17 protein-coding genes and 1 tRNA gene are annotated in these 22656 nt (G+C 35.5%); 10 read left to right on the top strand and 8 right to left on the bottom strand.

What is annotated here, in order from left to right; translation table 11 throughout:
• Positions 1–59: 59 nt before the first annotated feature.
• Both VI621_RS05300 and odhB read left to right on the top strand, forming a co-directional pair.
• A complete protein-coding gene (locus tag VI621_RS05300) occupies positions 60–2837 on the top strand; it encodes a 2-oxoglutarate dehydrogenase E1 component (RefSeq protein WP_324217339.1) in 2778 nt (925 codons plus the stop codon).
• Positions 2838–2982: 145 nt separating this feature from the next.
• On the top strand, positions 2983–4227 hold the full coding sequence (odhB, locus tag VI621_RS05305; RefSeq protein WP_324217340.1) for a 2-oxoglutarate dehydrogenase complex dihydrolipoyllysine-residue succinyltransferase: 1245 nt from the start codon (positions 2983–2985) through the stop codon (positions 4225–4227).
• A 65-nt stretch (positions 4228–4292) separates the two neighbouring features.
• Here odhB and VI621_RS05310 read toward each other — a convergent pair whose 3' ends face one another.
• Positions 4293–4739: a hypothetical protein gene (locus tag VI621_RS05310; protein ID WP_324217341.1), complete on the bottom strand. Its 447-nt coding sequence runs from the start codon at positions 4737–4739 to the stop codon at positions 4293–4295.
• A gap of 322 nt (positions 4740–5061) precedes the next feature.
• A complete protein-coding gene (locus VI621_RS05315; protein ID WP_324217342.1) occupies positions 5062–5499 on the bottom strand; it encodes a retropepsin-like aspartic protease in 438 nt (145 codons plus the stop codon).
• Between the two features lie 88 nt (positions 5500–5587).
• Here VI621_RS05315 and VI621_RS05320 point away from each other — a divergent pair, with 88 nt between their 5' ends.
• From VI621_RS05320 to VI621_RS05345, 6 genes are all read left to right on the top strand, one after another.
• Positions 5588–6355: a TatD family hydrolase gene (locus VI621_RS05320; RefSeq protein ID WP_324217343.1), complete on the top strand. Its 768-nt coding sequence runs from the start codon at positions 5588–5590 to the stop codon at positions 6353–6355.
• Between the two features lie 65 nt (positions 6356–6420).
• On the top strand, positions 6421–7557 hold the full coding sequence (locus tag VI621_RS05325) for a 1-acyl-sn-glycerol-3-phosphate acyltransferase (protein WP_324217344.1): 1137 nt from the start codon (positions 6421–6423) through the stop codon (positions 7555–7557).
• Positions 7547–8575, top strand: coding sequence for an asparaginase (locus VI621_RS05330; RefSeq protein ID WP_324217345.1), 1029 nt, complete (start codon positions 7547–7549; stop codon positions 8573–8575). Before VI621_RS05325 ends, VI621_RS05330 begins: the two co-directional genes overlap by 11 nt.
• A gap of 63 nt (positions 8576–8638) precedes the next feature.
• Positions 8639–8723, top strand: a tRNA-Ser gene (locus VI621_RS05335).
• 134 nt (positions 8724–8857) lie between these two features.
• Positions 8858–9757 (top strand): hypothetical protein, encoded by a 900-nt coding sequence (locus VI621_RS05340; RefSeq protein WP_324217346.1) that lies wholly within the window; start codon positions 8858–8860, stop codon positions 9755–9757.
• 114 nt (positions 9758–9871) lie between these two features.
• Positions 9872–10558 (top strand): porin family protein, encoded by a 687-nt coding sequence (locus VI621_RS05345; RefSeq protein WP_324217347.1) that lies wholly within the window; start codon positions 9872–9874, stop codon positions 10556–10558.
• Here VI621_RS05345 and VI621_RS05350 read toward each other — a convergent pair.
• From VI621_RS05350 to VI621_RS05370, 5 genes are all read right to left on the bottom strand, one after another.
• Entirely contained in the window at positions 10553–11158 is a 606-nt protein-coding gene (locus VI621_RS05350) for a hypothetical protein (RefSeq protein ID WP_324217348.1), read from the bottom strand. The two genes, VI621_RS05345 and VI621_RS05350, sit on opposite strands and share 6 nt — an antisense overlap.
• Positions 11159–11170: 12 nt before the next feature.
• Positions 11171–12637 carry an RNA polymerase factor sigma-54 gene (gene rpoN, locus VI621_RS05355; RefSeq protein WP_324217349.1) on the bottom strand — a complete coding sequence of 489 codons (1467 nt, stop codon included), beginning with the start codon at positions 12635–12637 and terminating at the stop codon, positions 11171–11173.
• A gap of 80 nt (positions 12638–12717) precedes the next feature.
• Positions 12718–14151, bottom strand: a complete 1434-nt coding sequence (asnS, locus tag VI621_RS05360) for an asparagine--tRNA ligase (RefSeq protein ID WP_324217350.1) — start codon at positions 14149–14151, stop codon at positions 12718–12720.
• Positions 14152–14453: 302 nt separating this feature from the next.
• Positions 14454–14648: a hypothetical protein gene (locus VI621_RS05365; RefSeq protein ID WP_324217351.1), complete on the bottom strand. Its 195-nt coding sequence runs from the start codon at positions 14646–14648 to the stop codon at positions 14454–14456.
• Between the two features lie 234 nt (positions 14649–14882).
• A complete protein-coding gene (locus VI621_RS05370) occupies positions 14883–17297 on the bottom strand; it encodes an efflux RND transporter permease subunit (RefSeq protein WP_324217352.1) in 2415 nt (804 codons plus the stop codon).
• Positions 17298–17492: 195 nt separating this feature from the next.
• On the opposite strand from VI621_RS05370, the gene VI621_RS05375 reads away from it, so the two are divergent.
• Positions 17493–19763 (top strand): cation:proton antiporter, encoded by a 2271-nt coding sequence (locus tag VI621_RS05375; RefSeq protein WP_324217353.1) that lies wholly within the window; start codon positions 17493–17495, stop codon positions 19761–19763.
• A 3-nt stretch (positions 19764–19766) separates the two neighbouring features.
• Positions 19767–20096 (top strand): multidrug efflux SMR transporter, encoded by a 330-nt coding sequence (locus tag VI621_RS05380; protein ID WP_324217354.1) that lies wholly within the window; start codon positions 19767–19769, stop codon positions 20094–20096.
• On the opposite strand, the gene VI621_RS05385 is transcribed toward VI621_RS05380, so the two are convergent.
• Positions 20093–22585 (bottom strand): DUF5686 and carboxypeptidase-like regulatory domain-containing protein, encoded by a 2493-nt coding sequence (locus VI621_RS05385; RefSeq protein ID WP_324217355.1) that lies wholly within the window; start codon positions 22583–22585, stop codon positions 20093–20095. The genes VI621_RS05380 and VI621_RS05385 overlap by 4 nt on opposite strands.
• Positions 22586–22656 lie beyond the last annotated feature (71 nt).

Genomic DNA, 22656 nt, shown 5'->3' on the forward strand with positions numbered 1-22656 from the left:
ATACCATTTATTGTACTTTTGCGTAACTATTTTACAAATCAGTTTATTTAACAATATTTATGGATAGGTTTTCCTTTTTAAACGCAGCACACACCGAATTTTTCGCTGATTTATACGATCAATATCTGCAAAATCCAGACAGCGTAGAGCCAAGTTGGAGAAGTTTTTTCCAAGGTTTCGATTTTGGAATGACGACTTACAGTGGTGAAAATCCAGTTGTGCAAATGGCAAATTTTGCCGCTGGTGACCAAGACTACAGTCAAATTTCTGAAAAACTTCAAAAAGAATTTAACGTTCTTAAACTAATCGATGATTACAGAACTCGCGGGCATTTGTTTACCAAAACAAATCCTGTTCGCGACAGAAGAACGTATTCTCCGACATTGGATATTGAGAATTACGGTCTTTCAAAATCAGATTTAACAACCGTTTTTGATGCTGCAAAAGCAATTAAAATTGCTCCTTGTACGCTTCAGGAAATCTTAGGCCATTTGAATAAAATCTATTGTGGGTCTATTGGTGTGGAATATATGTATATTCGAAAACCAGAGGTTATTCAATGGATTCAGGATAAAATCGGATACAATGATAACATTCCAAAATTTTCTACAGATCAAAAGAAAAACATTTTAGGGAAACTAAATGAAGCGGTTTCTTTCGAGAATTTTTTACACACCAAATACGTTGGGCAAAAACGTTTCTCTCTCGAAGGAGGAGAATCAATTATCCCGGGACTAGATGCTTTAATTGAAGCTGCTGCCGAAAAAGGAGTAGAACAATTCGTTATGGGAATGGCACATCGTGGTCGTTTGAATGTTTTAGCAAATATTTTCGGAAAGTCAACACAGGATATTTTCTCTGAATTTGACGGAAAAGATTATGATGACACCGCACTTTTTGATGGTGACGTAAAATACCATTTGGGGTTAACTTCGGACAGAAAAACAAAATCCGGAAAAAGCATCAATATCAATTTAGCACCGAATCCTTCACATCTTGAAACTGTTGGTGCTGTAATTGAAGGAATTACCAGAGCTAAACAAGACCGATATTTCCCGGATGATTTCTCAAAAGTATTGCCAATTGCACTTCACGGTGATGCTGCAATTGCAGGTCAGGGAATCGTTTACGAAATTGTTCAAATGGCACAATTAGACGGATACAAAACCGGAGGAACCATTCACATCGTGATTAACAATCAGGTTGGGTTTACAACCAATTATCTGGATGCGCGATCTTCAACGTATTGTACGGATATTGCAAAAGTAACATTATCACCCGTTTTACATGTAAATGCAGATGATACTGAAGCGGTTGTACATGCGATGTTATTTGCTTTAGATTACAGAATGCAATTCGGAAGCGATGTTTTTATCGATTTATTAGGATACAGAAAATACGGTCACAACGAAGGTGATGAACCTCGTTTCACACAGCCATTATTATATAAAATCATTGCTAAACATGAAAATCCAAGAGATATTTATGCAGATCGATTGATTGCCGAGGGCGTTATAGACAAGACCTACGTAAAAGGGTTAGAAAGTCAATACAAAGCCATTCTGGAAGAAAATCTGGAAGCTTCCCGCAAAAAAGACCTGACTATTATTACTCCATTCATGCAAAATGAATGGCAGGGTTATGCTCAGGCAACACAAGCGGAGATGCTTCAAAAAGTAGATACAACTTTCCCAAAAGAAGGCCTTATCGAAATTGCTGAGGTGATTACGGCTTTGCCAAAAGACAAAAAATTTATCAGCAAAATTGAAAAGCTGATTAAAGATAGAAAAACCATGTTCTTCGAAACCGATAAGTTGGATTGGGCTATGGCCGAATTATTGGCTTATGGTTCCTTATTAACCGAAGGGTACGACGTTCGTATTTCCGGACAAGATGTTGAGCGTGGGACTTTCTCTCACCGTCATGCGGTGGTAAAAGTCGAAGATTCTGAAGAAGAAGTAATTCTTTTGCAGCAATTAAAAAATCAAAAGGGAAAATTCAACATTTTCAATTCGCTTTTATCAGAATATGCTGTAGTTGGTTTCGATTATGGTTATGCTTTGGCAAGCCCGAAAACACTGACTATTTGGGAAGCACAATTTGGAGATTTCAGTAATGGAGCACAAATTATGTTAGACCAATATATTTCTGCGGCAGAAGACAAATGGCACAATCAAAACGGTTTGGTCATGTTGTTGCCACATGGCTATGAAGGTCAGGGAGCAGAGCATTCATCAGCAAGAATGGAGCGTTATTTGCAAATGTGTGCCAGCGAAAACATGTTCGTTGCCGATTGTACCACACCAGCGAATTTCTACCATTTGTTGAGAAGACAAATGAAAACAACCTATAAAAAACCGTTAATTGTTTTCACCCCAAAAAGTTTATTGCGTGATCCAAGAGTGGTTTCTTCGGTTGAAGAATTTGCTAATGGAACATTCCAGGAAACTATAGACGATGCAACGGTAAACAAAAAAGACGTTAAAACACTCGTTTTCTGTACCGGAAAATTCTATTACGATATGCTCGCCGAAAGAGAAAATCTAAACAGAAATGATGTTGCTTTAGTGAGAATTGAACAATTATTTCCATTGCCAATAGAGCAGTTGAAAGCGATTATTGCACAATATCCAAACGCGGATGATTATGTTTGGGCACAAGAAGAACCAAAAAACATGGGTGCTTACAGCTTTATGTTGATGAATTTCGATTTAGTAAAATTGAGACTTGCCTCGTTAAAAGCTTACAGCGCACCGGCAGCAGGAAGTTATGCACGTTCTAAAAAACGTCATGCAGCAGCCATTGCCATGGTTTTTGACAAAAATTTATTTAATTAGGAGCTATTTTCCTGCTGTAGCTGCCTTATTTTTGGCAGCAAAAATAAAAAGGTAATTGCGAGAGCAATTCAATCATCAGGGCTAAAAAAAATAGTATTTTTGATATATCGATAATAATAACAACACACATAAAATTATATAAAAGATGATTTTAGAAATGAAAGTTCCTTCACCGGGAGAATCAATCAAAGAAGTTGAAATTGCAACTTGGTTAGTAAAAGACGGAGATTATGTAGAAAAAGACCAAGCTATCGCTGAGGTTGATTCTGATAAAGCAACACTGGAATTACCAGCAGAAGCAAGCGGAATCATTACGCTGAAAGCAGAGGAAGGTGATGCAGTTGCTGTAGGAGCAGTGGTTTGTTTAATTGATACCGATGCTGCAAAACCATCAGGCGAAGCTCCGGTTGCGGAAGCAAAACCAGTTGTTGAAGCACCAAAACCAGAAGTAAAAGAAGCACCAAAAGCAGTTGAAACACCAAAAGCAACTCCGGCAGCTACAACAACTTACGCTTCAGGAACCCCTTCGCCAGCAGCAAGAAAAATATTAGATGAAAAAAATATTGCGTCTTCTGACATTGTCGGAACCGGAAAAGACGGAAGAATCACAAAGGATGATGCCGTGAATGCAGTACCATCTATGGGAACACCAACCGGTGGATCTCGTGGCTCTGAACGTTCAAAATTATCGATGTTGCGTAGAAAAGTAGCCGAACGTTTGGTTGCTGCGAAAAACGAAACAGCGATGCTAACGACGTTCAATGAAGTGAACATGACGCCAATCAACACCATTCGTAATGAATACAAAGACGCATTCAAAGCAAAACACGGTGGACTTGGTTTGGGATACATGTCATTCTTTACAAAAGCGGTGACCAGAGCCTTGAAATTGTATCCGGACGTAAACTCCATGATCGACGGGGATTATAAAATAGCTTATGATTTCTGCGATATCTCAATTGCAGTTTCCGGACCAAAAGGATTGATGGTTCCTGTAGTTCGTTCTGCAGAAAACCTGACTTTCCGTGGTGTTGAAGGAGAAATTAAAAGATTAGCCATCAAATCACGTGACGGACAAATTACTGTTGATGATATGACCGGTGGAACATTTACCATTACTAATGGTGGGGTTTTCGGAAGCATGTTATCCACACCAATTATCAATCCGCCACAATCAGGAATTTTAGGAATGCACAACATCATTGAGCGTCCAATTGCAGTAAACGGTAAAGTGGAAATTCATCCGATGATGTATGTAGCACTTTCTTATGACCACAGAATCATTGATGGTCGTGAGTCTGTAGGTTTCTTGGTTGCAGTAAAAGAAGCATTAGAAAACCCATTAGAATTATTGATGGATAATAATCCAAAGAAAGCGTTAGAGCTTTAGTCTTTATTTCAATACAAACAAAAAAGCCTCATTATTGAGGCTTTTTTGTTTGTAAATAATCGCTCTTAATAAGAAATATTAAAGGAACCCTGGGATAGCTCAATGGTTGCATTATCACTAGAGGTAACAGTACCGCTAAAAGTGCCTACTAATTTATTGTCACTGTTTGTGGTCGCATTGGAGCTGATTGTTCTTATAACATCACCCTCAGTGTAAACTACATCATTCAATGTATATTCGAACCCCCAAGCATGGCCTGTTCCCATGTCGCCTTTGCCAATACCAAAAGTCACGAATTCTGATGTGCTTCCGTTGTTACTGGCTGTAATTATCAAATCCACATAATCGTCATAAGGAATCTCATCTACAGTTATTGTATTGAATGTTTTTTGTACTCCGCCAACTTTCATGGTCAGACTACTGCCCGCCGGGGTCGAATCATTGTCTTTTGAACAAGAGTTTAATGAAAGTGTCAATGAGCCCACTAACATAAAAAGGAATATTTTTTTCATAGTAGATTTGTTTTAAATAGTTAATAATCATAAAATTAACAATAATATTAACAGGATTATTTTATTTAACTATAAAAAAAATGGAAATTAGATGAAGGTTAATTTATTCCCGACAAAATGCAAATATTGATTAAAGCAGTCGATATTTTCCTTTCAGAATGAAGAATATTGCCTCTGATAATTTTACGAATGAGTTTCTTTTTTTGTTCTACTCATATAGAAATACATTAGAAATTAAAATTCAAGATATTAAAAACGTTGATTTCATTAAATCCAATTCTCAGATGGATTATCAGGGTTTTTAAAGAATAAAATAGTGTGTTTATTTTAAATACAGATAGTGATTGTAATAATCAATAATTCCTTTTCCGCTAAGCAGGACATCCGCACCAATAATTCCCTGAACGGGTTTTGCTTTGTACTGCACTAATGCCTGGTTTACATGAGATAAATCAAAAATAACGATGCTAAAATCTTTATTTTGCCAAGAGCCAATTTTCAAAGCATTTTTCTTGGCAATTTGTGTCAACATTCCAGTTGCACCAGCACCGGATGCTTTGGTTTTAGAGTGGGAAGCTTCGAGTTGAAACAATTCAATACATTCAAAACCAACACAACTGTTTGAAGCGCCTGTGTCTAGAATAAAATTGCCTTTTACACCGTTTAACTCTGCTTTAATTAGCAAATGTTGGGTCTTTGTGACTTTGAATTTTATTTTTCGGTATTTTTCTTTTTTTAGAATTTCGTGAAGGTTTTTCATAAATAAGGCAATGAATCCCAAAAGTAATCTAAAAATTTAAGAATCTAAAAATCCAAAATATTAACTTTGCGGCTTTCAAACTAATAAAATGATAATCACCGATACGCACACCCATTTATACAGTGAAGAATTCGACCAGGACAGAAACGAAATGATGCAACGTGCTATCGAAAATGGCGTAACGCGTTTTTTTGTTCCTGCAATCGATTCGAGTTGTACGCAAGCGATGTATGCTTTAGAAGAAAATTATCCCAATAACGTTTTCCTGATGATGGGCCTTCATCCAACGTATGTAAAAGACGATTATCTCGAAGAATTGCAACACGTAGAAAAGGAATTGTCCAAAAGAAAATTCTATGCTATTGGCGAAATCGGAATTGATTTGTACTGGGATAAAACCACCTTAGAAATACAAAAAATAGCTTTCAAACGTCAAATTCAATTGGCAAAGCAATACAAATTGCCGATAGTGATTCATTGCCGTGAAGCTTTTGATGAGATTTTTGAAGTTTTGGAAAGTGAAAAAAGCGACAATTTATTCGGAATTTTTCATTGTTTCTCAGGAACACATGAGCAGGCGCTACGGGCTATTTCGTATAATATGAAACTTGGAATTGGTGGCGTTGTGACTTTCAAAAATGGAAAAATAGACCAATTTTTACACCAAATCGATTTGAAACATATTGTCTTGGAAACCGATTCTCCCTATCTTGCGCCGATACCATTTCGCGGGAAGCGTAATGAAAGCAGCTATATTGTAAATGTAGTTGATAAATTGGCAAGCATTTACGGCGTTTCATCGGATGAAATCGCAAATCGTACTACCGAAAATTCTAAAGCAATTTTTGGGATTTAATCAAAACAAAAACACCGATTTCAATAAAATTTCGTTCTTTTGTGAATATATAAATAAAAAACTAAATGTCAAAATTTGATGCCATTCGTCCGTTTTATGATGCCGAAATAAATGAGGCCATTCATAAAGTCATTAATCATCCGATGATGAAAGCGTTGATGAATTTTACTTTTCCAGATGTAGAAGATGCTGTTTGGAAAGATCAACTGAGAAAGACCCATTCTATTCGTGACTTTCAGTGCAATTTCATTTACCATTCTATTCAAAAAGTGTTGGAGAAAAGCTCTGACGGCCTGACTACTTCTGGTTTTGAAAAATTGGAAAGCAACACTTCCTATTTATTTATGTCCAATCATCGTGATATTATTTTAGATACTTCATTGCTCAATACCTGTTTGTTCGAGCATGGTTTGGTGATGACCGCTTCTGCAATTGGTGATAATCTGGTTAAAAAAGCATTTCTGCATACATTGGCAAAAATGAACAGAAATTTCTTGGTTCAAAGAGGATTGTCTCCTCGGGAAATGTTACAAAGCTCGAAGTTGTTAGCCGAATATATTGGACAATTGTTATTACGCGAAAACCGTTCTGTTTGGATTGCGCAACGTGAAGGCAGAACCAAAGATGGGAATGACATGACTAACCCGGGCGTTTTGAAAATGGTCGCTATGGGTTCGGATGAAAAAAATCTGATGGATTATTTTAAGAAAATCAAAATAGTTCCCGTTTCAATTTCGTACGAATATGATCCTACCGATGCTTTGAAAATGCCGCAATTGATGGCTGAAGCTAATAATGAAATATATATTAAGGAAGAAAACGAGGATTTCACAACGCTTTTAAGCGGAATTATGGGACAAAAGAAACGCATCCATATTCATGTAGGTGATGTTCTTGATAAGGAATTGGATATTATAGCGGCTCAATTTGACAATTCCAATAAACAAATTCAGGCTTTGGCCCAAGTGATAGATGAATCGATATTGAGCACTTATAAATTGTGGCCAACAAACTATATTGCTTTCGATATTTTGAATAAAACGAATACGTATTCGCATTTGTATACAGAAAATGAAAAATCACTTTTTGAACGCAGATTAGAAATGAGAATAGATCACGACAATCCGGTTGCCTTACAAGGATTTTTGGCGATGTATGCCAATCCGGTGGTAAATAAATTAAAACACCAAAATGCAGTCTAAAGCCAAAATACTTTTGATATATACTGGCGGAACCATCGGTATGATGAAAGATTTTGAAACTGGCGCATTGAAAGCTTTCAACTTTAGTAAACTACTTCAGAGAATTCCGGAGTTGAAACAATTGGATTGTGAAATAGAAACCATTTCATTTGAAAATCCAATGGATTCATCAAATATGAATCCTGAAAACTGGGTTAAAATTGCCGAAATCATCGAAGAAAATTATATTTTTTTTGATGGTTTTGTAGTTTTGCATGGCTCAGATACGATGTCTTATTCGGCTTCGGCGCTGAGCTTTATGCTGGAAAATTTGAATAAACCCGTTATTTTTACCGGTTCGCAATTGCCTATAGGAGATTTAAGAACCGACGCCAAGGAAAATTTAATTACAGCCATTCAAATTGCCTCTTTGCAGCAAAAAAACAAACCTGTAATTCATGAAGTGGGTCTTTATTTTGAATACAAATTATACCGAGGCAACAGAACAACTAAAATAAATGCCGAACATTTTAATGCTTTTACTTCCCCGAATTATCCTGAATTAGCAGAATCTGGCGTGCATCTAAAAGTAAATAATCACTTGCTTTTACCTAAAATGGGTCTGAAAAAGCTCAAGGTTAACAAAGATTTAGACAATAATGTAGTTATCGTAAAAATGTTCCCGGGAATCAATGAAGCTGTTTTATCGGCGATTTTTAATATTCCAAATCTGAAAGGAGTTGTACTTGAAACTTACGGATCTGGAAATGCTCCCACCGAGGAATGGTTTATTTCACTTTTGAAAAAAGCCATAAAAAACGGGTTGCATATTATAAACGTAACCCAATGTTCCGGCGGTAGTGTAAGTATGGGACAATATGAAACGAGTACTTTGCTAAAGAAAATCGGAATAATTTCAGGAAAAGACATCACAACAGAAGCCGCAATAACCAAGTTAATGTACTTATTGGGACAAAAAGTAGCACCTAATGTTTTCAAAACCATCTTCGAAACATCAATTCGCGGTGAATTATCATAAAAATTGCTTTTAAATTTCGATAACTGCTTTTTTTTTGTGTTCTTTGCAACCTTAATTTAAAATAGAGAGGTGGCCGAGTGGCTGAAGGCGCACGCCTGGAAAGCGTGTATATGGCAACATATCGAGGGTTCGAATCCCTTTCTCTCTGCAAATAGTATTTAAAACAATCTAAAGCCTTCAAATCAATACGATTTTGGAGGTTTTTTGTTTAAAAAGAGATGTTGTGTAACTAGAAGTTACTTGATTAGGAAATCAATATTAAATAGTTTAGTCAAATATTATATGGAATACAAGTTCATTAAAAAATCAATTTATAAAAAAGTACTGCCAATCGCATTGCTGGTTTCATTGATTAAATTTATATCAACATTTTTTAAAGACGAAGCGCAAATTTCAGTAATTGACTTTATTGAGTTTTCCGATGTTAATGTTGTATTTACAGGGGCTTTTTTTGTAATGGGACTTTTACTGGCAGGTACCATGTCCGATTTTAAAGAAAGCGAAAAAATACCTGGAGAAATTGCCTGTAACTTAGAATCAATACAGGATTGGATGATACTTGTTTTACGGGTTTCTACCGGTTCAAATTCCGGAGCGGTTTTAGATAAAAAACTATTGAAATCAGAATTAATTTTTGTGACCGATAATATAATAGATTGGTTAAAAAGTAAAAACAAAGATTCTCAAACAGTCTTTCCGCTGTTGCGACGTTTAAATGAAATTGTGTACTATTTTGCTGAAAATTCTTGTGATAAAGAAGCTATTAAAGGAATTCAAGAAAACACCAACGCACTTCGGAAGCAATTAACCCGTACTTATACTATAGCCCGAACCAATTTCATTGGGTCTGCCTATGTTTTACAAAAGAGCATATTATTTATAATAATACCATTGGTATTAGTTTGCCATTTTAAAACGGATACAGCTTCGGTAGTGGTTTCAGGCGTTTTATCATTTGTTTTTTTATATTTATATTTCCTTATTAAAGCATTAGATGACCCATTCGATTTTGACGGAACGGATACTGAAGTTGATTTAATGCCTTTAGATCGTTTTAGAAATAGAATAGAAAATACTTTTAATCCAATTAAACCAGATTCTTTAAAGGGTTTACCTGATTGCAAAATTGGAGATACAGTAGATTTGATAAAAAATTACAAATATCAAAATGTAAAACGGTAAAAGGAGAAAACTCCGAAAGTTTTTTCTTTGAGGTTAATATTTTAATGTAATTTTATATCGTTTATTCGTGTTAGCTTTTTTAGGACGAGAAATATAAATCACAAAAAAATCAATATGCGATTCTTTCTAAATGTTTTTATTTTTTTCTTGGTTTTTAATGTCTTTTCTCAGGAAATACCCGATTTTGCTGCGGTAGATTCATTATACAGGGAAGATCAGTTTTATTTTGGAATCACGTATAATGATTTGCAAAACAGATTGCCAGGAGTTTCTCAAAATAAATTCACGCCAAGTTTCTCTTTAGGATTTTTAAGGGATATGCCCGTAAATAAAAATAGAACTGTTGCTATAGCTGCGGGAATAGGATATTCTATAAATAATTACAATCAAAATATTTTGATTTCAGAAACTAATGGAATTCCGGAATACAGTGCCATTCCATCGGAAAATGATTTTGATAAAAATAAATTAACATTGCATTATATCGATGCGCCAATCGAGTTTCGTTGGAGAACATCTACACCTGAAAGTCATATATTCTGGAGAATTTATACAGGTGTTAAGATAAGCTACTTGGTTTATGACAGGTCAAAATACATTGATGGCCAAGAAAAGATTATTGTAACGGGCAATAAAGACCTTAACAAATTGCAATATGGGGCCTACATCGCTGCGGGTCGTAATACGTGGAATATTTATGCTTATTATGGCTTAAATCCTATTTTTAAATCGGCGAAATTGAATAATGAAGATATAGACATGAATAGCTTGAATTTGGGTTTAATGTTCTATATTCTATAGCCAGAAATACCAAAGCACCACTTGCGGCAGCATTCCCGAAAAGAAACCAATGACCAATTCTTTATTGGTATGTGCATTCATGGTAAGTCGGGAGGAAGCCACGAAACCATTCATTAAAATCAAAAAAGCAATGGTACTTATGATGTTGATTTGATTGTGAAAACTTAATCCAATGACAAAAGCAGTCAAAGTGCTGATTCCAATCATATGAATGCTGGCTTTTATTTTTAAAAATAAAAAAATAAGCGCGATTAAAGTGCTGATTAATCCACCCAAAAAGAAAAAATACAACTCTGGAATCCTATCAATGGTAATGCTTTTCTGAATCAATATAAGTATCAGAATCGCTTGAATGATCAAAGGGATTTTTCGTTGGGATAATTCGGAAACCATCACAGAATCTACTTTACCCAGAGAACGTAAAAGAAAAAAAAACGAGATTGGGATAAAAATGGTGATAAGGACTATTTGCAGCAGAATGAGAAATTTTTGTTCTGTATCAAAATAGTTTTCATTAAATAAAAAATAGCCCAGCGTCCCGAAAACCGGAATGAATATCGGATGAAATAAATAGGAAAAAAAGGGAAGTATTTTTTTCATAATAATTTCTGATTACATCTTCTTCCTCATCCTCGCCACCGGAATATCCAATTGCTCTCTGTATTTTGCAATGGTTCTTCTCGCAATAGGGTAGCCTTTTTCTTTTAATATTTCGGCCAATTGATCATCGGGAAGAGGTTTTTTCTTGTCTTCTTCCTCGATTACATTTTTGAGAATCTTCTTGATTTCAAGTGTAGAAACATCTTCTCCCTGGTCATTTTTCATGGCTTCCGAGAAGAATTCCTTGATTAATTTCGTTCCATAAGGCGTTTCCACATATTTGCTGTTGGCCACACGTGAAATAGTCGAAATATCTAAGCTTACCATATCGGCAATGTCCTTTAGAATCATCGGTTTCAACTTTGTTTCGTCACCATCAAGGAAATATTCTTCCTGATAATGCATAATCGCATTCATCGTCACAAAAAGGGTTTCCTGACGTTGTCGTATCGCATCGATAAACCATTTGGCTGAATCCAGTTTTTGTTTGATGAATTGCACCGCATCTTTTTGCTGTGCTGATTTATCACGGGAATCCTTGTAGGTCTGCATCATTTCCTGATAGTCTTTTGAAACGTGCAAAGAAGGAGCATTTCTGCCATTTAAGGTCAGCTCCAATTCTCCATCGACAATTCGGATAGCAAAATCGGGAACCACATGTTCTATCATTTTGTTGCTTCCGGTATAAGATCCGCCTGGTTTTGGATTGAGTTTTTCGATTTCTTCAATTCCTTTTTTCAGTTGTTCCTGTGAAACTCCGTATTTCTGTAATAATTTATCGTAATGTTTTTTGGTAAAAGCCTCAAATTGGTTTTCGATGATATCCATTGCCAAAGCGACAGATTCTGTTGGAGTTTTATGTTTTAATTGCAACAACAAGCATTCCTGCAAATCACGTGCGCCCACGCCCGAAGGTTCCAGTTCATGGATAATATGCAACATGCGTTCGACCGTTTTTTCATCGGTATAAATGCCTTGCGTAAAAGCCATGTCATCTACTATATCCTGAACGCTTCTTCGGATATAACCCATGTCATCGATACTTCCGACAAGAAATTCCGCAATTTCACGCTCGTCATCATTCAAAATAAAAGTATTCAACTGATTGATTAAATCCTGATGAAAACTTACAGGAGCTGCCAACGGCGACTCACGATCCTCATCGTCGTCACTGTAATTGTTGGCTTGGGTTTTATAATCCGGCGTTTCGTCGTTGCTTAAATATTCGTCAATATTAATGTCTTCGGCTTCTATTCTTTCGGATTCAGAATCATCATAGTCGTCATAATCTTCGTTTTCGAACTCATCCTTTTCATATTCATCTTCTTCTTTTCCTGCTTCAAGAGCCGGATTTTCATTCATCTCTTCCAATAAACGTTGTTCGAAAGCTTGCGTAGGCAACTGAATTAACTTCATCAACTGGATTTGTTGAGGAGATAATTTCTGGGATAATTTTAAATTTAAGAATTGCTTTAGCATTAAGTTTAATCGTTTATTTGTTTAATCGTTTATTCGGGATTATCGCTTAAACAAATAAACGATTAGCCGAATAAACCTTTTTAAAATTCTGCATTCATCGGTGTTCTTGGAAAAGGAATTACATCGCGAATGTTGCTCATTCCGGTTACAAACAGCACCAATCTTTCGAATCCAAGTCCGAAACCTGAATGAACCGCACTTCCGAATCTTCGGGTGTCTAAATACCACCACAATTCTTCTTCGTCAATTCCCAGTACTTTCATTTTTTCGATTAAAACGTCGTAACGTTCCTCTCTTTGAGATCCACCAACGATTTCTCCAATTCCAGGGAAAAGGATATCCATGGCACGAACCGTTTTTCCGTCTTCGTTCAAACGCATGTAAAATGCTTTGATGTTTGCTGGGTAATCAAATAAGATTACCGGACATTTAAAGTGTTTTTCCACCAAATAACGTTCGTGTTCCGATTGTAAATCAGCACCCCATTCGTTGATGATATAGTTGAATTTTTTCTTTTTATTTGGCGTACATTCTCTTAAAATGTCGATTGCTTCGGTGTACGAAACACGTTTGAAGTTGTTTTCCAAAACAAAATTTAATTTGTCTAACAAAGCCATTTCGCTTCTTTCTGTTTGTGGTTTTGCTTTTTCTTCTTCTAATAATCTTCCTTCCAGGAATTTTAAATCTTCCGGACACTTATCCAAAACATATTTAATCACATATTGAATAAAATCTTCAGCCAAATCCATATTGTCATTCAAATCATTGAAAGCCACTTCCGGCTCAATCATCCAAAATTCTGCCAAATGGCGTGAGGTATTCGAGTTCTCCGCTCTAAATGTTGGTCCAAAAGTATACACCTGACCCAAAGCCATCGCAAAAGTTTCAGCTTCTAATTGTCCTGAAACAGTTAAGTTCGTTTCTTTTCCAAAGAAGTCTTCTTTGTAATTGATTTTTCCTTCTTCTGTTCTTGGCGTATTGTCAAATGGCAAAGCGGTTACTTTGAACATTTCTCCAGCACCTTCCGCATCAGAACCGGTGATGATTGGCGTATTCACATACACAAAACCTTTATCCTGAAAATAGTTGTGCACCGCAAATGACAATACCGAACGCACCCGCATAATCGCTCCAAAAGCATTCGTACGCACACGCAAATGCGCATTTTCACGCAAGAATTCCAAAGAATGTTTCTTAGGCTGCATCGGAAATTTCTCTGCATCCGAATCACCAAGAATTTCAAGTTTGTTAACCTGAATTTCATATTTTTGTCCGGCACCTTTGCTTTCTACCAAACTTCCTGTAACTGAAACCGCCGCTCCAGTGGTAATTCTTTTTAATGTTTCTTCCGGTGTGTTTTCGAAATCGACCACACATTGTATATTATTGATGGTCGAACCGTCGTTCAACGCGATAAATTGATTGTTTCTAAAAGTTCTCACCCAACCTTTTGCATTTACTTCGTGAAGTGTCTCTGTACTGTTTAGTAAGTCTTTAACTTTTGTATGTTTCATTATAAATATAGAATTGATATTAAAAATGGTCTTGCAATTGAAATGCAAATATAATTGATTTGTTTGTAATTGTCATGGTGAGAAACGGGGTAATCAGGAGCTATTTCCCGCTATTCGCTATATCTTTTACTTTTTAAAGGAAAAAGTAAAAGGAAATTGTGCGAACAATTGGCTATCGGGGCTAACACAATCGAGATATTTGGGATTTTTCAAGGAATTTATTGGCACTTATTCAGTCTTCGTTTATAGACGGGTGAACTAAGTTATCAGGAGTTGTTTCCGCTAATATTGTGACTATTCAGTTAAGGATTCATTGCTTTTTGTATTCCAGGATTCAGAATTACCATAATCTGAAAAAATGTAATCCCAATGGGGAAAATTACTTGAGTAATAAATAAAGTAACATCACTATAGGTGTCATAAAAGTCACTATTGTATAAATTTGGATTTTTTTCAGCTAGAGCATTATCCATTCCATATCTTATGATTTTATGCATATAGTGCATAATCATTAATCCTAAACTAAAAAAAAATAATATAAACAATATTCCTCCTTTCATCATTCCTTCAAAATGAAGAAATTTATGAAATAATAACAATATGACTATACTAATTGCAGAAATTAAAGATTGTTTTTTGTTTTCTTTAAAGCCAATCTTTAATGTTCTGTAAATAGAAAAATTTAAATAAATAAAAAATACCAGATATAGTATAGTAAAGATCATCTGATTTTATTTTTTCTTCAAAGCATCAATCTCCTCATCGGTGCGTTCAATAATATCAATTTTTGGTTCGATGAATTCCTGTTCGTTGGCCAATGTTTTATTCAAGGTTAAAACCAAAGCCGGCAACAACATTAAATTCGACAGCATTCCGAATAGTAAAGTCAACGAAACCAATCCACCCAAAGCAATGGTTCCGCCAAAACTGGACAACATAAACACCGAAAACCCGAAGAATAAAACGATAGAGGTATAAAACATACTCAAACCGGCATCTGTAAAAGTAGCGTAAACAGATTTACGGATTTTCCAGTTGTTTTTCTTTAATTCTTCGCGGTATTGTGCCAGGAACCTAATCGTATCATCGACCGAAAGTCCGAAAGCAATCCCGAAAACCAATATGGTTGACGGCTTTAACGGAATGTCCAGAAAGCCCATAATTCCTGCGGTTAGCATTAATGGCAATAAATTAGGGATTAAGGAAACCAAGACCATTTTGAACGAACGGAACATAAATGCTACCAAAAGAGAGGTCAGGAAAAACGCAAAAACCAAGGACGAAAGCAGGTTGTCAAGCAAATAACCGGTTCCCTTTTGGAAAACCAATGCTTTTCCGGTAATGGAAACTTTGTATTGGTCTGGTGGGAAAAGTTTATTGGCTTTTTTAAGGATTTCACTTTCTATTTTCGGCATTTTATACCCGCTGTCGTCTCTCATGAAAGTCGTGATTCGGGCATACTGTCCAGTCGAATCGACATAACTTTTCATTAAATTGTCTTTGGAATCTTTTGTTGCATTTTTCGCATACGACAATATGAAAGTCTGTTCCTGTGAAGTCGGCAGTTCGTAATATTCAGGATTCCCATTATAATAAGCCTGCTTCGAATATTTTACCAAATTGACAATAGAAATCGGTTTTGAAAGTTCCGGAATCTCGTCGATAGTTTGTTCGAGTTCTTCCATTCGTCTCAAAGTAGAGAGTTTCATCACGCCTCTTTTGCGTTTGGTATCAATCATGATTTCAAGTGGCATTACGCCATCGAATTCTTTTTCGAAGAAAACAATATCTTTGAAAAAAGCCGCTTTTTTAGGCATGTCTTCAATCAAACTTCCGGAAATACGCATTTTGTAAATTCCGATAATACTAATAATCAAAAGCATTACTGCGACAACGTAAATTGAAAAACGATTGTATTTCACGTTTCTCAAAATCCAATCCATAAAGACTTTAACATAATTTCGGTCTAAATGCTCAATATGCCTGTCTTTTGGCGGTGGAATATAACTATGGAAAATAGGAATAACAATCAGACACAAAAAGAAAAGTCCCATAATATTAATGGAAGTTACCACGCCGAATTCTAATAATAATTGGTTGTTAGACGCTGCAAATGTTGCAAAACCTATGGCTGTAGTCAGATTGGTCATTAAAGTCGCCATTCCCACTTTGGTCGTAACCCTTTGCAGTGCTTTGACTTTGTTTCTGTGAATTTTATATTCCTGATGGTATTTATTGGTAAGGAAAATACAGTTCGGAATTCCGATTACAATGATTAATGAAGGAACCAGGGCGGTTAATACAGTAATTTCGTAATTTAATAATCCTAAAAACCCAAAAGACCACATCACACCAATAATTACGATAATTATTGAAATCAAGGTGGCTCTAAAACTTCTGAAAAAGAAAAAGAAAAGTAATGAGGTTACTAATAATGAGGCACCTATAAAAATTCCGATTTCACTAAGAATGGTTTCTGCATTCAACGTTCTGATGTATGGCATTCCGGAAACACGAAGGTCAATTTTTGTTTCTTCTTCAAATATTTTTACTGCCGGCACTAATTTTTCTAAGATAAAATCTTTTCTGGCCGGAGTATTTATAATTTTTTTATCCAAATAAATCGCCGAACGAATACTTCCCGATCTTTTATTGAATAGCAATCCTTCGTAAAAGGGCAAATCATTAAAAAGTTCTTTTTTTATTTTTTCGAGATAGGCTTTATCTACCGTTTTACTTTGGTCGACAAACGGAATCAACTCAAATTTTTCGAGGGTATCGTTTTTCTGTAATTTTTTTAAGTCGTTTAGAGAAATAACCAAATCGACTTCTTTGCTGTCTTTGAGGCTGTTCATCATTTTGCTCCAAGAAGCATAGGCTTTTGGCGTAAAAATGGTGCTGTCTTTTACACCGATGATGACTAAATTTCCTTCTTCACCAAACTTATTTAAAAAAGCGTTGTATTCTATGTTAACAATGTTGTCGTCCGGCAATAAGTTTGCTTCGGTATAAGTGAAATGGATGTTTTTCCACTGCATCGCCAAAAGTGCCGTAATCGCGACAATTATCGACAACATTAAAATTCTGTTTCGGAGCACAATTCTGGCAATTAACTCCCAGAATCCTAAACTAAACCACTTGATCATAATTGATTTTTAACAACTGCAAAGGTAATTAAAACCCATAAAAATCATTTGGTTTAAAAGGTTTTTTATCTAAAAAAGTAAGTTGTTTTTATATCAATTTTAAATTTACATTAATATGTCTTAAATCAGGATTATTTATATATTTGGTTTTCTCATCTTTGTACTTCAAAAGATGAAAATACGGGATCTAATTGTATGAAGAAATTTAAAAATGCATTATTCTATTTTGGTGTAACCGGGGGCTTTACGGCGTTAATATATTGGATTGTTTCTAAAGGAAAAGAGTTAGAAATTGGGAAGAAATTCTTAACTGTAGGAACCCAAAATGGGCATTGGCAAGATTTTTTATCTTCAATGAGTGTAAACCTGCATCATCCTTTGGCCATACTGTTGGCTCAAATTATCACGATTATTATTGTGGCCCGTTTTTTTGGCTGGGTTTTTAGAAAAATTGGTCAGCCATCGGTAATTGGAGAAATTATTGCAGGAATTGTTCTCGGACCCTCTTTAGTGGGCATGTATTTTCCGGAATTTTCAACCGTTTTATTTCCATTGGAATCGTTAGGAAATTTGCATTTTCTGAGTCAGATTGGTTTGATTCTTTTCATGTTTGTCATCGGAATGGAACTCGATTTGAAAGTGCTTAAAAATAAAGCCAATGATGCTGTTGTAATTAGTCACGCCAGTATTGTTATTCCGTTTGCGCTTGGAATTGGTTTAGCTTATTTTGTATATCATAGATTTGCTCCCGAAGGCGTAAAGTTTCTGTCCTTCAGTTTGTTCATGGGAATTGCGATGAGTATCACTGCTTTTCCTGTTTTGGCAAGAATTGTTCAGGAACGAGGCATTCATAAAACAAGATTAGGGGCCATTGTCATTACTTGCGCCGCTGCCGATGATATTACGGCTTGGTGTATACTTGCGATTGTTATTGCTATCGTGAAAGCCGGAACTTTTGTAAGTGCATTATATATTATTGGTCTCGCAGTTTTGTATGTTTTAGCCATGATTTTTGTGGTAAAACCATTCCTGAAAAGAGTTGGAGTTTTATATGCGTCCAGCGATAGTTTGAGTAAACCGGTTGTGGCTATTTTCTTTTTAACACTTATTCTTTCCTCATACGCAACAGAAATAATTGGTATTCATGCGCTTTTTGGTGCTTTTATGGCTGGTGCAATTATGCCGGATATTACCAAATTCAGAAATATATTTATTGAAAAAGTAGAGGATGTTTCGGTCATATTATTACTCCCTTTATTTTTTGTGTTTACAGGTTTGCGAACCCAAATCGGTTTACTAAACGACCCTTATTTATGGAAAGTGACAGGGTTTATTATTCTTGTTGCGGTTGTCGGAAAGTTTTTTGGAAGTGCATTTGCCGCAAAATTTGTCGGTCAAAGCTGGAGGGATAGTTGGACGATTGGCGCTTTAATGAATACGCGTGGTTTAATGGAGTTAATTGTTTTAAACATTGGATTAGATTTAAAAGTGCTTACTCCGGAGGTATTTACCATGATGGTTATTATGGCATTAGTCACCACGTTTATGACTGGTCCTGCTTTGGATTTAATTAATTGGGTTTTCAAAACAAAAGACATTATCATTCCGGAAGAAGTTATCAAAAACGGAAAATTCAAGATATTGATTTCTTTTGGAAATGCCGAAAAAGGGAAGGCACTCTTGAGATTAGCCAGCAGTTTGGTTAAGAAACAAAAAGGAACCGCTAATATCACTGCAATGCATTTAACATTGAGCGACGAAATACATACGTTCAATATGGAAGAATATGAAAAAGACAGTTTTCTTCCTATAATTGAAGAATCGGAGGTTTTACAACAAAAGATCATAACAATTTTTAAAGCAACAGCGGACATTGAAACGGATATTGCCGACATTGCCAATCATGGAGAATATGATTTACTGCTTGTAGGTCTGGGAAAATCTATTTTCGAGGGCACGCTGCTTGGGAAAGTGCTTGGTTTTACCACAAGAATTATCAATCCGGATCGTTTAATTGACAAATTTACCGGTAAAGAAGGCTTGTTTGAGAATTCGCCTTTTGATGAAAGAACCCGACAAATTATTTCTAAAAGTAAAATGCCATTAGGGATTTTGGTCGATAAAGATTTACAGGAGGTAAACCACGTTTTTATTCCAATTTTTGGTTTAGAAGATGCCTTTTTATTCGATTATGCTCAAAAATTAATTTATAATAATGACTCTCACATTTCGATTTTGGATATCAATGGACAGATAAAAAATAATTTTATCATCGAAACAGCCGTTGATTCCTTAGAAAATAAATATCCAAACAACATCTCTTTGATGGATGAAAATGCGGACAAAGAGGCGTTTTTAGTGAAACAGGATTTAATGATTATCAGTCTTGAAAGTTGGAAAAACCTTGTCAATTCACAAAGCGACTGGTTGAGTAATATTCCTTCTATTTTAATTATAAAACCCTAAATTATGAACTGGATTTTATTAATTATCGGTGGTCTCTTCGAAGTGGGTTTTGCTGCTTGCTTAGGCAAAGCTAAAGAAACTTCAGGTACAACGTCAACGTTATGGTTAGGTGGATTTTTAATCTGTCTGACCATAAGTATGGTATTGCTTTACAAAGCCACGCAGACACTGCCGATAGGAACGGCTTATGCGGTTTGGACCGGAATTGGAGCGGTGGGAACTGTTTTGGTCGGTATTTTTATATTTAAAGAACCGGCTGATTTCTGGAGGATTTTCTTTATTACCACCTTAATCGCGTCTATAATTGGGTTGAAATTCGTGTCGAGTCATTAAATCCCCAAGTCCAGAACAAAACTCAATTTAATAGACAAATTATCTTCAAATCTCGGCAACTGATTCGGGCCGTATCGGTAAAACCCGGACAAGCCAAAGCCCTTGTAAATCTGATTCAATTCTATTCCGGATTCAAAATAACCTTTGTTCAGCGTTTTGTATTCAATGCCCACATGCTGTTCAGGTTTTTCCATATTCCCCCATGCCATTCGGGTTACTAAAACCAACGAAGGTTTTACTTTTTTGAATAAAGTGACTCTTTTTGAACCGTGTTTCAACTGAAAGAAAAGAAATTGACTGGAGAAAAATTCATTGAAATACATGGTTTCAAAGCTGTTTTTTCCAGCAATTGTGATTCTTTGAATAACGCGATCTTTTGTCAGACTATTGGGAGAAGTATTGTATAAATGGGTCAACGGAACATCACCAAAAGCATAACCCGCAGCCATTAATAAAGCAGTTTTTTGACCGTTCAGGTATTTTTTTTCATACTCGGCTCTTAAATCAATTTTCCCAAAAGTGAAATCATTATCAAATACTTTTGGTAATGATTGCGTGTATTGAAAAGTAAATTTCGGGAATCGTTTTTCAATTTCGATTCTACCGGTTGGGGTTTGCATATAATCACTAAACGGAGACCATTGCAAAGAGACCATTGCCGTTGTCATATTGAAATTATCGTATAATTTTCCGTTTAAATTATAGGCATAATTAAATTTTGGTTCAATCCTGCTTTGAGATAATTGCCAGATGCTTTCTGTTTTTGGAATAATTTTAGTTTCGATATACCCTTTCCAAGTCACATGATTATAAAAAGTACTCACGTTAATGGGTCTTGGATCGTAGATTTTAAAAACCCGTTTATCAACAGCAAAAACAGTACTCGCAATTTCCCGAACATCATCAGTATAGGAACCACCAATCCAGGTATTTGAAAATTTACCAATGCGTGCGGCAGCGCCTAAATTATATTTGAAATTACCGTCTTTTGTGCCATAAGCGGAATACCCTTCTATTCGGTATTTTTGAGAGAATTTTTCGCTCGTTATGCCTCCTAAACCCAGTCTAAAACCTTCGTAATTATTATAACTCAACAAATAGCGCAAATCCAGATCAATTGGACCTAACGGGACATAACCATTAATAATTTTTCTGCCTAAACGCAATCGGTTTTCGATACGCTTTTTGGCCGAAATACTGTCTAAAGCGGAATATGTTTTTTGACTTCGGAAATCCAAAGAGTCTTTTCTGTAGGTGTTCCAAAAAGCTTCATTTTTATTTGCGGCATCATCTTTTAAATCAATAGAAATGAACGACTTTTTAATGTAAACAGGCACATTATGAACAATTTCAGAATAATTGGTTTCAGAAAGTAAATAAGTGAAATCAGAAGCGACTTTTTTTCTGGATTTAAAATCTTCCGTGTCGGCTTCAAACTGAATCGTTCCGCCCAGAATTTTGATGTCATCGTCATTCTTTCCTTTTACGATTTTAAAGTTTTTGGTTGTCGGAAACCAAAGGTCTTCTTTTGGGAAATAAGTGAATTCGTGGATTCCGGTAATGTCTAAAACGCCCTTTATTCGGGAGACCGCTTTGGCTATGGCAAAATTATTTTGGTCGATATAAAGTATCCCTTCCAAACCTGCCTCGTTTTTTTTCTTTTTATTTTTGAAGTAAATCATTAACGTGTTTCTACCTTCAATGGAAACAGTATCCAGCAATTTGTAATTATAATACGATAATGCATCATCAGCAATTGGGCTGTTGTATTTGGTTTCAAAAAGTTCGTATCGCGGATCATAAATAGAAAACGACTGCAAACTGAAGGCTAAAATTTCATACACGGGTTTTTTGAAACCTGCCATTTTTGTTCCTAGAATGGTTTCTTTTAATCCGCTTTCATTAAATTGAAATTGAGATACTTTCTCTGTTTGAAACAAGTGCTGTTTGCTGATTATTTTTTTAAACCTATAATCGGTTGAATCAATTTTTAATTGGCTTCGATTCCGTTTTTTTATAAAAACAGAATCAATTCGACCATTTATAGAATCGGGATTCGCTGTTACTATAAGTTTGTTGTAAGCTTTGAATTGAAAACTTTTGAGCTTTTTTTGAGGATTGTTATTGTTTTTATTTTGAATTACCTTTTTAATTATGACTAAAGCCGGATTTTCATTCCTAATAACAACTTCGTTGAGATTATCTGGTTTTGGAGAAAGGGAAACCAAATAAAAATTTTTAGTGGGTTCAACAGTCATATTTTTTGAACTGAAACCTACGTAAGAAACCGTAAGGTTTGATATTGTTTCTTTGCTTTGAAGCGAAAATTTCCCATCCACATCCGAAATTGTATTGTTTCCCGATGGAGTCGAAATGGTTGCAAATGGCAATGGTTCATTTGTTGAAGCATCTTTCACAATTCCATTAATTTGAAATTGTGCTTGTGTTACCAGGGTAAAAAAGAAAAACAATAAGGTGAATCGCTTCATGTAGGTATCTGATTTATTCCATCATTTTCAACAGGATTGGAACCGGATAAAGATAGATAAAATAAAAAATC

The sequence above is a fragment of the Flavobacterium sp. genome, assembly GCF_035292545.1.
Taxonomy (GTDB): Bacteria; Bacteroidota; Bacteroidia; order Flavobacteriales; family Flavobacteriaceae; genus Flavobacterium.